The sequence below is a fragment of the Chitinophaga pollutisoli genome (assembly GCF_038396755.1).
GTDB lineage: Bacteria > Bacteroidota > Bacteroidia > Chitinophagales > Chitinophagaceae > Chitinophaga > Chitinophaga pollutisoli.
In genome coordinates, this window is sequence record NZ_CP149822.1 from 2,379,644 (window position 1) to 2,392,667 (window position 13,024).

Below are 13,024 nucleotides of genomic sequence, written 5' to 3' on the forward strand. Positions count from 1 at the left end.
TGGTCAGGATTGCCTTCAAGCTGGAAGAGATAGAGGGGTGCAACGAAACAATGACGTTTTGTTGCACCCCAAAACCGGCAGGTGGTTTCCGTATTGGCCCGGCGAGCTTTAGTTACAGACGCCATTGCCGCGGCCAAGGAAGCGGAACCGCACGCCGGCTGATGAATATTTACAGGCATGGGATTGCCATATTACTCATTTTTCTATCGTGTAGCGCCATAATTCCCTCGCCTTCCTGAAATACAGATGTCCGTCCTTATCCATGGCGAGGAGGCTTGCGCCCTTTGCCAGCACCGTAAAATCATGGGTTTTCCCATCAATTCTGAAAAGCTGGTCATTACCCGTGCCATATACATCTCCCGAAGGATGCAGCACCATTGTCGCGCCTCTCCAGACGTGGCTTGTCAAAGGCGGAACTTCGAACAACCGCCGGCTGGCAATTACTTCCCGCTTCCCTGTATCAAAAATAAAAAGCACTCCACCCGCGATACCCCATACATTTCCATCAGGCCCTTGGATCATACAGGTGACGGCAGCCGCGCCGGGAACCGGCACTACTTCAAACTCCTTCTTGTTTTCCCGGACGTTCCAGCCGAAAATTACGGCCTCTCTGGCGGCGGGCCGGATGCCCAATCCACCAGAAATGGTGGTACCTCCCAATACCAGGCTATCCGCCATCACAAGGCTGGCGATGGCCTGCGAAGGCACAACCGCACCGTGTGAAACCAGCTGGTCTTTGGCCGAATGATACGTCACCAGCGCTCCGCCCAGCTTGCCATATTCCGGGATCATCCCGAAAACCACAAGATCGTGGCCTGGAACATCCAGCATGGCGAATGAACGCCCCTGCCCTTCGATCGCTCCCAACTTACGGGGATTGCCGGAGGCAGCATCCCATGGCTTTTCAGAATCATATACATAAAAACGCCCTTTGGGATAAATACCGAGATAGATGGATTTCCCTTTTACGACCATACTCTCGGTTTGATCCAACCCCGGATGACGTGTCGTCTTTCCTGTTATAGGATCATAAGCCGCGTGACCGCCAGCCAGGTACCCTCCCATCCAGATTTTCCCATCTGGCCCGTAAAGGATGGCGTTGATAGGAATAGGCTGTGCGGGTATATCCAATTTTTGTCTTTCGACTTTCCCGTTACCTGGATTGTACTTCACCAGCACACCACCTGATGTCAGCAAATAAATCTTTCCGTCTTTCCCTTTTGTGATGGCATTTGCCGTGCCCACTCCTGTCGCGAGCGTTTCGGCCGATTGCGATGGCGCGGAGGGATCAAAGCGTTTCAGGCTGGACTGTGAGGTATAATATACCTGGCCGGCCTGCCGGTCATTCCACACCGCTTTCATATCCATACCGGAAATTTCCTGCTCTACCTGGCCCGTGCCGATATTATACACCAGCGTTTGATGGCTCGACGTCAGCAGCGCCAATAAACGGTCTTTACCGTCGCTCCCGGTTACGGGCTCCAATCCGTAAACAAACTCCAGGGATTTATACTTATCGGGCAGTATCTCTCTTTTTCTCCCGTTACGGGGTTGAGCTCAATCAAATGCGCGTGCGATCCAATACCGGCATACAACAAGCCTGATGGCCGGTGGAACGCCAGGCTTCTGACGTAGTTTTCGCTGCTTACCAATGGCCCTTTCCCTACATCGGAAAAACCCTTTTCAGGATGATACCTGAAAACCCGGCACCCCGGGTAAGTAGCGCCGAAAATTTCCCCATCCTTCCCTTCGGTAAGATTCCATACATATGTTTCGCCCTGCAGCGCCATGCCGAGGTTTTCCACGACATTCGCGCCGGGCCGGTGCCTGAACAGGAAACCACTGGCGCCGGGAATATACAGGTAACCATCTGAAGTATACGCCATATCCCAGGCGCCGTCGGCGCCTGGCAAAGCCTGATCAAGCACGAGCTTGCCCGTTTTTACATCATACCCAAGCAAATGAGCGGGCTCCCCCTCACCACGGTATAAAGCCATTCCTTCCCTTTACCGTCTTCCAGGAAAAGGCTCCCCTGGATCATGGTTGCGCTAACTTGAGGCCCCAGATTGGTCAACCGCGCATCGGTCTGTTGTGCCATTATTGCCTGCGGGATCATCGACCACAGCAGCAGCAGGTATGTTCTATATTTCTTCATATTATTCTTCTGCTTTTCTTTCTCTTTTTTCAGTTTGACTTGTTGAGGTTTTGCGAATTCCGAATGCATCGATTCAGGCAGCAGGTATACATTCCCTTTCTTGTCCGAAAAATACAACCTGGACGCCGATTTTTTCCGGCCATGCCCATCGGCCCAAAATGCATAAAACCCATCATGGACGTTCACCGGCCGCCTGGCATAGGAATGATTGTACGGGCTGTTTGCTGTCATCTTGCGGGAAGCCCAGGTCCTTCCCTGATCCCTGCTGGTCCATAGCACCATTTCCCCGCCGGTATTATAAGCCTGCGCTCCCTCTGCCGTTGGCCCGACGATTCGCCACACGCCTTTCCCGTCCACATACAGCGAGCCCATATCGTAATTATTATCTGATATGGTGACTGGCAATATTTCCCAGCTACGACCAGTAAACCTCGCCGTGTGCCACGTTCTGGGGCCGTTGGCAGGACCGGCCTCATATCCTTTCCCCGTTACATATAAGATAACCGGGCGGCCTTCGTTGTCGAATGCCAGATCATTGATATATACGTTCAGGCCCTGACTGTAATAATCCTTCACCAGGGCAATATTATCCCTTGTGCGCAAGGGCAATTGCAACGGTTCTCCTTCGGCGGTGGTCCATGATTTCCCGAAATCCGTCGTTTGTACGTAGTAGAGGTTAGACCGGTAATTCAATCCATTCCCTTCCTTAACAACCGGATGGAAATTGAAAGCGGAGCCCAGTTTCGTCCCCGCCTGCCCGCTGGTTTGATAATGCCCTTCTTCGATGGCCCCAATGTCAGTCCAGGCTGAATACCGTATGCCATCCGGGGAAGTCATGTAACTGATGGTTCTTCTGGGTTTGGCGGGTTGCCCCGGAATAACATTCCTGTCGTAATGCGTGAAGAGATGGATAAATCCCTTTCCCGGCTGGAACCAGGCTTGCAAATAAGAAAAATTATTCATCGGCACTTCCGTCCCATCCACCAGTTTCGTCGGGCGTACCTGCACGAAAGCGGAGATATCGTATGGTTTGATGCTTTTATGGATGTACGATGGCCCGCTTGTACCATGCGCGGTGGAAAATAGCCAGATGTAGCCGTCTTCATCTATGTTCAATACCGGGTTATCGTGTGCATCGTCCGTCTTCTTGTCCAGCACGACCGTGGGTCTGGGAACGAGGCCGGTATTGTGATCGAAGTACGAAACCATATGCAGCAGGGTGCTGCCCGTTGCGTCTGTTCCGCCATAGCAGAAGAACGTCTTGTTCACGGCTTTGGCGTACACCGAAAACGGATAATGGTTTGCCGGGTAGGTGCCCAGTCCACCGCTGTACTTATACTTGTACTCATCCTGGGAGGGTTGGTTGCTGTACCAGATGCCCCGATACCCGCTATCGGGCTGGTTTAAAGTTACCGCGTCCTGTGCCAGGGCGCTTCCGCCATAGCACAGGACGCTGCATAACAAGGTTATCATACCTTTCATCAGTTGCTCGAATTTAATTCGGATACATGGGATTCTGTTTGATCTTGCCGGGATTGATGTCGATCTGGGACTGCGGAACCGGGAAAACGGCATGATGCTCTTGCATACCCAGAGGCGACAATACAGCATGCGCCCTTCCCGTACGCACGAGGTCAAACCACCGATGGCCCTCAAATGCCAGTTCAACCCGTCTTTCCTGCTCTACTGCCAGCCGGAATGCGGATTGATCCGCCACCCGCAACGCAACATTTGCATTCGCGGCCGATTTATTGTCCAGCCCTGCCCGGTTCCTTACCTGGTTCAAATACCCGAAAGCGGGCCCATCCGCCACAAAACCCATCTCATTCAACGCCTCGGCATACATCAGCAATACATCCGCATATCGCAGCACGATCCAGTTGTTATCGCTGTCCAGGTTTGCGGCGGGTACGCCCGTATATTTTACAATGTAATTGTAAGCGACGGTATTTCCATTCAACACGTAGGAATTTCGCATAGAAACCTCCTTGCGCAGATCATTCGCCTCATAAGCATTGTTCATATCCGCCGTAGGGATATTCTGCCCCAGCGGATTGCCGATCGCTACCACCGCCGTGCCGGATCCGATTGGCGCGAACTGATTGGCATAAGGACTCCCTTCACCGTTTGACCCTTTCTTAAACTGCACTTCGAAAATAGACTCGCGCCCGTTTTCATTGGCGATACCGAAAACCTGGGCATATGCTGGCAGCAACTGGTATTTGTTCAGATTCGTCTGGTCAATGACGGCTTTTAATTGCTGCGCCGCCAGGTCCCATTTCTTCTGGGTCAGGTATACTTTCCCCAATAAAGACATAGCCGCGCCTTTCGTTGCCCTGCCGATATCCCCGCCGGTATATTCATATGGCAGAACGGCGGCCGCGTCCGTCAGGTCGGTGGCGATCTGCTGATACACCTTTTCGCTGCTTTCTCTTCCGTAGTCGTACCCTTCCTGCGGATTTGCGATCATTTGGGTCACCAAAGGCACATCCCCGAAAATCCTGACCAGATTGAAATACATCAGCGCTCTCAGGAATTTGGCTTCGCCGGTATAACGGGATTTCAGATTTTCGTCCATCGCCACGGATGTTATTTTCGTCAGTACGATGTTCGTGGATTGGATGGCGCGGTAATGATCCGCCCAGGTGGTGCTGCTGATGGAATTGGTCGCAAGATTCTGGAAGTTATCCACCGCATGCGGATCCGCCCCGGCATTCACGTTGGTGATTTCCGTATTGTCCGACCGCAAGTCACCGATGACGTGCATAGAGGAATAGTAGAGCCCGCCATACTGTAACCCGCCATAGGCAGCGGCGAGGGCATTTTTCATATCCTCCGCGGTTTTATAAAAATTATTCCCGTTCTGCTGGGCAATCGGTGCCAGATCCAGAAAATCCTTCTTGCAGCTGCTGGCTGTAAAAACAACAATTACTCCCGCAGCGAATAATATGATGATATTTTTCATGTTGTATTGCCGTTTTAGAACCCAAAATTTAAACCGAACATAAAGGTGCGTGCGAGTGGATATCCGCCGGAATCAACACCGGGCACCAAAGGGTTAGCCCCTTCCACGCTTACTTCCGGGTTATAGCCTTCGTATTTGGTAAACGTCCAGGCATTTTGAACGGAGAAATGCATCCGCGCATTCGCTACTTTAATTTTCTTCAATACCGAAAGCGGCAGGTTGTATCCCAGGGTGGCGTTCCTGATCCTGAGAAACGAGCCGTCTTCGACGAATGTGGAGGTAACACTGTTGATGACGGATGCGGCGCCGAGCGCACCGAAATTCCGGTCGATCTGCGGGCTTACACCGTCGCCGGGATCCGTTTCGGACTTCCAGCCGTTGGCAGTGCTCCGCAATACGTTGTATGATCCGGCATAGTTCCCGTAAAATCTCCTGGCGGCATTCAATACTTCGAACCCGTGTACGCCCTGCAACGTAAATGAAAAATCAATGTTTTTCCAGGAGAAGGTATTGGTCAAACCATATGTAAAATCAGGAAAAGGATTGCCGATCCTCGTTCTATCGTTGGCCGTGATTACACCATCACCGTCCACATCCGCGAATTTCAGCTGGCCGGGCTTGCTCGTTTTGACTCCGGATGCATTTTCAAAAGCCGCATTTTTCTCCACGTCAGCCGCGTTCTGATATACGCCGATAACCTTATAGCCGTAGAAAGATCCCGGTTCCGCGCCGATCTCCGTAATATGCGTGGAGCCCGCCGCAAATGTAATCTGCCGGGCCAGAATCGGCGAGCCGTCGGGCCCGAGTGCCGCTACTTTAACCCTGTTCGAAGAGAAATTCACGTCCGTCGTCCACTTGAATGCATCCATCATATTCCGGCTGGTCAATGTCACTTCAAAACCCTTGTTCCTGATTTCCCCGATATTCTGCAATGCCGTGCTGTAGCCCGTCAATGTCGGAACAGGCACATTCAGCAATAAGTCGGAAGTGGTTTTGTCATAATAATCAAACGACATCAGGAACCTGTTCCGGAAAACGCCCAGTTCAAGGCCTAGGTCTACTTGTTTGTTCTTTTCCCATCCCAACCTGGAATTTTCAATATTCGCCAGTTTGATACCGTTATTCACACTGCCGCCGCTCGCTCCAAACACATAATTTTCCACGCCGGTAAGCCCGATGGCGCCATAGTTCGTTATGAAATTATTGCCTGTCAATCCATAACTGGTGCGCAGCCGAAGCTCGCTCAGCCAGTGAAGGTCCTGCAGGAATGGTTCTTCCGATATGCGCCAACCGAGGGAAACGGAGGGGAATGTCCCCCATTTATTATCCGCTCCAAACCTGGAAGATCCGTCGCGCCGGATGGTGGCGGTTAAGAGGTACTTATCTTTAAAGCTGTAATTCAGCCGGGCGAGGTAGGAAAGCAGTGCCCATTCCTGGGGACCGGAGGAAGGATGGGTGGTTACCAGCCCCGCGGCATTCACCGTTTTTACCAGGTCGTTCGCATAATTGGTGCCGTTGAGGATTGTCAGTTCTGTTCTTTCCTTTTGCACCGTGTAACCCGCCAGCACGTCGAAACTATGTCCGGCGAGTTTCTTTTTATAATGCAGCGTGAATTCGGAAAGCCAGTTCCTGGAGCCGGCGTCTTCGTAAGTACCCACCGGTTGCTTTGTATTGTTGACGCTGTTGGGATTGATGATGGACGGGCTGAATACATCCTGGTCGAAGTTTTTCAAATCAGCGCCTACCAAAGTTTTGAATTGTAAACCGGGGAGGATTTCGATATCCATGAAAGCGGTCCCCAGTAATCTCAATGTGTTTTGCTTATGGTAATATTCCCGGGCTATTTTTACCGGGTTGTCTACTTCACTGGTGCCGATTCCCTGGCCGGTAATCTTGGTATAATTACCATTGGCATCGAATGGCGAAAGGTGAGGTCCGGCGGTAATGGCGGATTGGATGATACCTCCTCCCTGCCAGTTGCCCTCGGCAAGGCTTTGGTTGGAAGTAGCATAAGAAGGCGTCATGTTCGCGCCAACTTTGATGAACTTGTTGACTTGCGATTCTATATTCAAACGGAAAGCATAGCGTTTAAAATCCGAGTTCAGTACGACGCCGTCCTGCGTCAGGTAACCGGCCGACAGGAAATAGCGTGTTTTTTCGTTGCCTCCCGAGAAATTTACCTGCACGTTGCTCATGGGCGCTGTTCTGAAGATTTCGTTCTGCCAGTTGGTGCCGGTACCCAGGGAGTCGGGATTGGCGAAAATTGCGGGCAGGTTGTACATAACGTTATTGCGGACGCTGTTGGGGTCGGAGGGCAATCTGCCGGGGCCGGAGTTCACCCAGGCATTGTTCCGGGCTTCGTTGATGTATTGTGCAAATTCACTTGCATTGAGGACATCCAGGGTTTTCTCCACCTGCTGGAATCCGGTACTCAGGTTAAATTCCATTTTGGAGGCACCCGATTTTCCGGATTTGGTTGTGATGAGTACTACACCGTTCGAGCCGCGGGAGCCGTAAATCGCCGTAGCCGAAGCGTCCTTCAGAACCTGAATGTTCTCGATATCCGCGGGGTTGATGGTATTAAGAGGATTGGAGCGCTGGTTATAGTCGTTGGTTACGGGAAACCCGTCGACCACGTAAAGTGGTTCGTTGCCGGCGCTTAAAGAGCCGGCGCCCCTAACGCGAACCGTTGCGCCGCCGCCCGGTGCGCCGGTGGTTTGTGTAACCTGGACGCCCGCCATTTGCGCGGCCATTGCCTGGTCAAGGCTCACAACAGGCTGGTCTTTGATTTTATCCGCGCCGACTGAACTGATGGATCCGGTAATATCCTTTTTCTGCTGCGTGCCATATCCGACCACCACTACCGTATTGAGGCTTTGCTTGTCTTCTTTCAACACTACTTCGATCCGGGCGTTTCCATCAACCCGGACTTCCTGCGTTTCATAACCGATGTAGGAGATAACTAAAACCGCGGCTTCCGGCAAATCCTTTAACAGGAAAGTTCCGGCGGCGTCGGTGGTAGTACCGCGACTGGTACCTTTGACTTTGATGACGGCGCCCGGAAGGGGTTGCCCCTTTTCGTCCTTAACCCTGCCGCCGGCCTCTGAGGTAGCAGCCGTGGGCCGGGGAAGCGGAATACTCTTAACGATGATAGTTTTACTTTCGATCGTATAAACAAACGGCTGGTTTTTGAAGCTCTCCTCCAAAGCCTCCCGGAGGCTTACACCCTGGAGGTTGAGCGTGACGGGGCGGGCCCTGGAGAGTTCGTTATACTTATAGAAAAAATAAAACCCGCTCTGCTCCCCGATGGAGATGAGCGCCTCTTCCAGCGTGATGTTCTTCCCGATCAGGTTGATGCCCTGCGAAAAGCCTTTTGCGCTGATTTGCAGGCAGCCGGCAACTAATAGTACAATGGTCAGTTTCATAGTAAGAAACACGTTTGTAGGGAGTAGCCGGCATCTGATCCGGACTTTACTGGAACCATTTAATTGCATACTTTTGTACTGTTTGGATTGGTTGATAAATTCTCGCATTGAATTCTAAAGGCAAATCCAGGCGGGCTGATTCCATTGGATCAGTCGAAGGCCGGTTGTGTTGGTAGCACGCCGGTTTTTTCGTGGAAAATGCCAGGGTGTGGTCATTACGTTCTCATGTACGTGTATTTTAATTATTAACAAGCATTAGTTGGAAATTATTATCGTCCTGCCTTTTATCATAGCATTAATGTTGCTGAGCTGCAGGATTTTCAATACCCCGGATACACTGTCTGTCCTATTGATTTTTCCGCTGAACAGATCCTGATCAAAATTTCCCTGGTAGACTACCTCGAGATTATACCATCGGGATACTTGCCGCATGAAAGATTTTAGATCTGTTTTATGGAATTTGAAATAGCCGTTTTTCCAGGCTACTGCTTCCTCCACATCGGCGGCAGTTACACGGATGCTGCTGCTGCCCTTTTCAATTGCGGCGATCTGGCTGGGTGTTAGGATTTGAGTAGCGTGCACATGCCCGTCTGCCCCCAGGCTGGAGATTTTGATGCTTCCTTCCAGGAGGGTTGTTTTATCGAAAGGCTCATCTTCATAAGTATTCATGTTAAAATGGGTGCCTAATACTTCCACTTCCTGATTGCGGGATTTCACCACGAAGGGCCTTTTCATATCCTTTGCCACTTCGAAATAAACTTCTCCATACACTTCCACACTTCTGTTTGCGCCTTGAAAAACGGCAGGGAATTTAAGCCAGGAAGCTGCATTGAGCCACACTTTGGTGCCGTCGGCCAGGATGAGGCGGTATTGTCCGCCCCGGGGTGTGGTGATGGTATTGAAGACGCCCGTGCTGGCGGTGCCATCATGTGTATAAGTAATTTCCCCGTTTTTGTTCTTCCGGATAACAGCGCCGTCTTCCCTGGCAAAGACGCCTTCCGATTGTTCATCCAGTTTGACAACCGAATTATCTCCCATGGTAAGGACCGCGTGATTGCCACCCGGCGGTATATTGACGGTATTGTTTGCAGCGGGTTGCTGCGAACTTTGACGGGGACCATCCAATTGCAGGGCATAGTACGCGCCGACGGCTGCTGCCATGAGTATTGCAGCTGCCACCGGGATGCGGATCCATTTCCATATATGGAAGCGGGGAGCTGAAGCAGCCAGTGCGATCTTGTTGTCAAGCCCTGCTTTAATGTCCGCCTTCAGTGCATTTTTCTCCACGGGCCCCATGGTATCCAGGCCGCTCTCCTGCATTTCAAAGAGATTGTAATAGGCATGCAGGAACGATACTTCCTCCGTAGTAGCATTTCCTGATCTGTATTTCCTTAAAATGTGTAAAAACGCGTCCCTATCCATTAAATTTCAAAGCTTAAGAGTAGCTTCCCATTATAATAGACCGCCGGCCGGCCCAAAGTCCCACGTAAGCAGTATTTATTTTTCCAAATGCAGCAAAACCAACAGGAAAGCAACCGATCCCAGGGACGATCGCAAAATTACAACGCTTTTCCGCAGCTGGTTCTGCACTGTTTTCCGGCTGATGTTTAACCGGTTTGCGATCTCATTTGTGGAAAGGTCATCATGATACCTAAGCCGGAATATTTCCCGCTGCCCGGGCGTCAGTGTATCTACGACAGCCTCATATTTTACCATCAGTTCCTTCTTCAGCAGCTCAGCATCCGCCTGATCCATGGCCTTGTCCAGGTCTGCCAGCAATTCTGGCATGGGTATATAACGCTGTGTTTTATCCAGCCACTTGAATACATTATTTCGCACCGCAATAAAAAGATACGACGCCAGGTTATCGATATCCAGCTCTTCCCTTCTCAGCCATAGTTGCAAAAAAATATCCTGAGTAATATCCTTTGCGTACACAGCGTCCTTCAATCGTTTGTATGCGGCAGCATACACCAGCTCCCAATACTTATCATAAAGCGCGTCGAAAGCACTGGAATTACCGTCACGGATTTCCGCCAGCAACATCATATCTTCCGCCTTATTGTATTGTTTAATCATATCTATGCGTTAACCAAATTTATTGAATAATTCGGTTAACTCATATTCTCCCTAAATCCGGCATGTTGGCAATCAGGGATTTCCGGCGCTTTTCAATATTTTATCATATTTCAAAAGTGCTTCCAGGAAATAATAATCCGCGTATATCAGCGGAACATCGATTTCGTTGCCGGACGGAAAATTTCCGGTACTGTGCTTCAAAAGAAAATAAGGATTATCCTTGCCTGTATTCAAATACCGGTTAGCGCTCAATGTCTTCAACATCATTTCTGCTGCCGCAAAGTACTTTCCCCTCTTTGAGCTGTCCGCCAATTGGGACAGATCCAGTAATGCAGCGCTTGTGATCGCCGCCGCGGAAGCATCTCTTGGAATTGCCTTATCCGCATCCGGCTGATAATCCCAATCGGGGCGATATCCCTCCTCTCCCACATTGAAATCCCAATAGGGTATGAGGTCGGGAGGGAGATTCCTGTGATTGAGGTAAAAATCCGCCATTCCCATAGCCGTAGCCAGGAAACGTTCATCTCCGGTTTCCTTATAACATGTCGTAAAACCGTATAAACCCCAGGCCTGGCCTCTTGCCCAGGTGGAATTATCGGAAAATCCCTGCAAAGTCTGACGATGCGCTACCGCCCCAGTAATGGGATCATAATCGACAACATGAAATGAACTGTAATCAGGCCGCACATGGTTTTTCATCGTCAATTCTGCGTGACTGACAGCGATATCGCGGTATGTGGCATCTCCGGTGGTTTTACTCGCGTAAAATAACAATTCCAGGTTCATCATATTATCCATGATGACGGGAAAAAGCCAGGTATTAATATCTCCTTTGGATTTTCGTTCGTTCCATGACTGAATGCTGCCGACTACAGGATTATACCGTTGGCATAATGACCTGGCGGACTGGAGCAGAATATCCCTGTAAGTACTATCCGGGTTAAACTTCAGGGCGTTGCCATAGCTGCAGTACATCATGAAACCGATATCATGATGCGCGGTATTATATTGATTCGATGCCAGGGATTCGGTCCACTGAGTTGCTGCTTCCCGCCATTCCTCATCCCTGGTGTATGCATACATATTCCATAGTATACCTGGCCAGAACCCTCCGGTCCATTCGTCGATTTGCAAGAACTTGATTTTGCCATCCGGGAGAAGGGAATGCGGGTAATCATTAAAATTACCTGCGGTGGCGCTTATCATATTTTTGTACAATGGGGCTGCAGCCCGGAAGGACTCCGCCACAAAATCGCTTTGCTTTGCGTCCCCGCAACTGCCTGCCAATACCAGGATGAAAACAACGGAGAAAAATCGAATCCGCTTTGCTGCACTATTTTTCATTTTCTTAGGTTTATGTGTTTTAACGACAAGCCTTCGTCGAAGACCGCACCGCATTAATAAGACCGTCGAAAAATGAAAAATCCCATGTAGATTGGTTTATTCCATATAGATTAAATTCCTTTGCAGATATGCTTTCAAAACACGCGCAAAATAAAGCGGGAACAAAAAAGGGCAATCCGGCGGATTGCCCTACTGTATTACATTACGTTAGATAAACAAAGAAAATTTAGAGCAATTAAAAACAAGGCGCTACTTCCCCCGATACAGAATGTGTTTTCCATTGACACTGAATTGCTTGCCCCTTAGTCCGTACAATTTAGGCCCTGGTGGATGCTTCTTAATATTCTTGTTCTTGTTTAGTGTAAATAGAAAAAAAGTACCAAAGGGGCATCATAACGCACTTTTTAATGTCTTTCGTTAGGCTTCCGAGGTATTTGATTCAAAAAGTGTCTTATACTGCACTTTTTATTACATTTTTAGCTTAAAACCCTTAAATTTGCTCTAAAAAGGCGTTATAATGCACTCTGGAGAAATTTTTAACATCGTTAAATCCAGGCGGGAATCTCTAAATATTACGCAAGAGACGCTCGCTCAACTTTCAGGCATAGCATTGAGAACCTTGAAACAATTTGAAAGCGGCAAAGGCAATCCTACCTTACAAACACTCCAAAAGCTGGGTGACGCACTGGGCCTTGAGGTAACCGTCATCATTAAAAACAGGGGGAGTAACTCATGAGAGCAGCCAAGATTCTTTTCAAAGGGCAAGAAGCCGGCGTCCTAACACAACATGACGACGGTACGTTCACATTCCAGTATAATGCATCTTGGGTAGATGACAGCAACAAGCCAGCGATCAGCCTAACATTGCCGAAGATCGCCTCACCATACCATTCTAGTTACCTATTCCCATTCTTTTACAACATGCTGCCGGAAGGGTCAAACAAACAGGTCGTTTGTCAACTTAACCACTTGGACAAAACCGACTATTTCGGCTTATTGCTGACGATTGCGCAAACGGATACCATCGGCGCGGTTACCGTGTCTAAAATCGATTAA

General features: G+C 49.8%; 10 protein-coding genes. 2 read left to right on the forward strand and 8 right to left on the reverse strand.

The features are described from left to right. Positions 1-195: 195 nt before the first annotated feature. The 8 genes from WJU16_RS09625 to WJU16_RS09660 all read right to left on the reverse strand — a co-directional run bounded on the left by WJU16_RS09625 (position 196) and on the right by WJU16_RS09660 (position 11,968). Positions 196-1,485 carry a hypothetical protein gene (locus tag WJU16_RS09625; protein ID WP_341838105.1) on the reverse strand — a complete coding sequence of 430 codons (1,290 nt, stop codon included), beginning with the start codon at positions 1,483-1,485 and terminating at the stop codon, positions 196-198. After that, on the reverse strand, positions 1,473-1,997 hold the full coding sequence (locus WJU16_RS09630) for a hypothetical protein (protein ID WP_341838695.1): 525 nt from the start codon (positions 1,995-1,997) through the stop codon (positions 1,473-1,475). The genes WJU16_RS09625 and WJU16_RS09630 overlap by 13 nt, the downstream gene beginning before the upstream one ends. Beyond that, entirely contained in the window at positions 1,943-3,637 is a 1,695-nt protein-coding gene (locus tag WJU16_RS09635; protein ID WP_341838106.1) for a BNR-4 repeat-containing protein, read from the reverse strand. Before WJU16_RS09635 ends, WJU16_RS09630 begins: the two co-directional genes overlap by 55 nt. 13 nt (positions 3,638-3,650) lie before the next feature. Then, a complete protein-coding gene (locus WJU16_RS09640) occupies positions 3,651-5,120 on the reverse strand; it encodes a RagB/SusD family nutrient uptake outer membrane protein (RefSeq protein WP_341838107.1) in 1,470 nt (489 codons plus the stop codon). 14 nt (positions 5,121-5,134) lie between these two features. Beyond that, on the reverse strand, positions 5,135-8,545 hold the full coding sequence (locus WJU16_RS09645; protein ID WP_341838108.1) for a TonB-dependent receptor: 3,411 nt from the start codon (positions 8,543-8,545) through the stop codon (positions 5,135-5,137). A 255-nt stretch (positions 8,546-8,800) separates the two neighbouring features. Then, positions 8,801-9,865 carry a FecR domain-containing protein gene (locus WJU16_RS09650; protein ID WP_341838109.1) on the reverse strand — a complete coding sequence of 355 codons (1,065 nt, stop codon included), beginning with the start codon at positions 9,863-9,865 and terminating at the stop codon, positions 8,801-8,803. 177 nt (positions 9,866-10,042) lie between these two features. Then, positions 10,043-10,624, reverse strand: a complete 582-nt coding sequence (locus WJU16_RS09655) for a sigma-70 family RNA polymerase sigma factor (protein ID WP_341838110.1) — start codon at positions 10,622-10,624, stop codon at positions 10,043-10,045. A 72-nt stretch (positions 10,625-10,696) separates the two neighbouring features. Further along, positions 10,697-11,968 carry a glycoside hydrolase family 88 protein gene (locus WJU16_RS09660; protein ID WP_341838111.1) on the reverse strand — a complete coding sequence of 424 codons (1,272 nt, stop codon included), beginning with the start codon at positions 11,966-11,968 and terminating at the stop codon, positions 10,697-10,699. 517 nt (positions 11,969-12,485) lie between these two features. On the opposite strand from WJU16_RS09660, the gene WJU16_RS26050 reads away from it, so the two are divergent. Both WJU16_RS26050 and WJU16_RS09665 read left to right on the forward strand, forming a co-directional pair. Beyond that, positions 12,486-12,704 (forward strand): helix-turn-helix domain-containing protein, encoded by a 219-nt coding sequence (locus WJU16_RS26050; RefSeq protein ID WP_404980324.1) that lies wholly within the window; start codon positions 12,486-12,488, stop codon positions 12,702-12,704. Beyond that, the gene (locus tag WJU16_RS09665; protein WP_341838112.1) at positions 12,701-13,024 is read left to right on the forward strand and encodes a HipA N-terminal domain-containing protein; all 324 of its coding nucleotides are present in this window, start codon (positions 12,701-12,703) and stop codon (positions 13,022-13,024) included. Before WJU16_RS26050 ends, WJU16_RS09665 begins: the two co-directional genes overlap by 4 nt.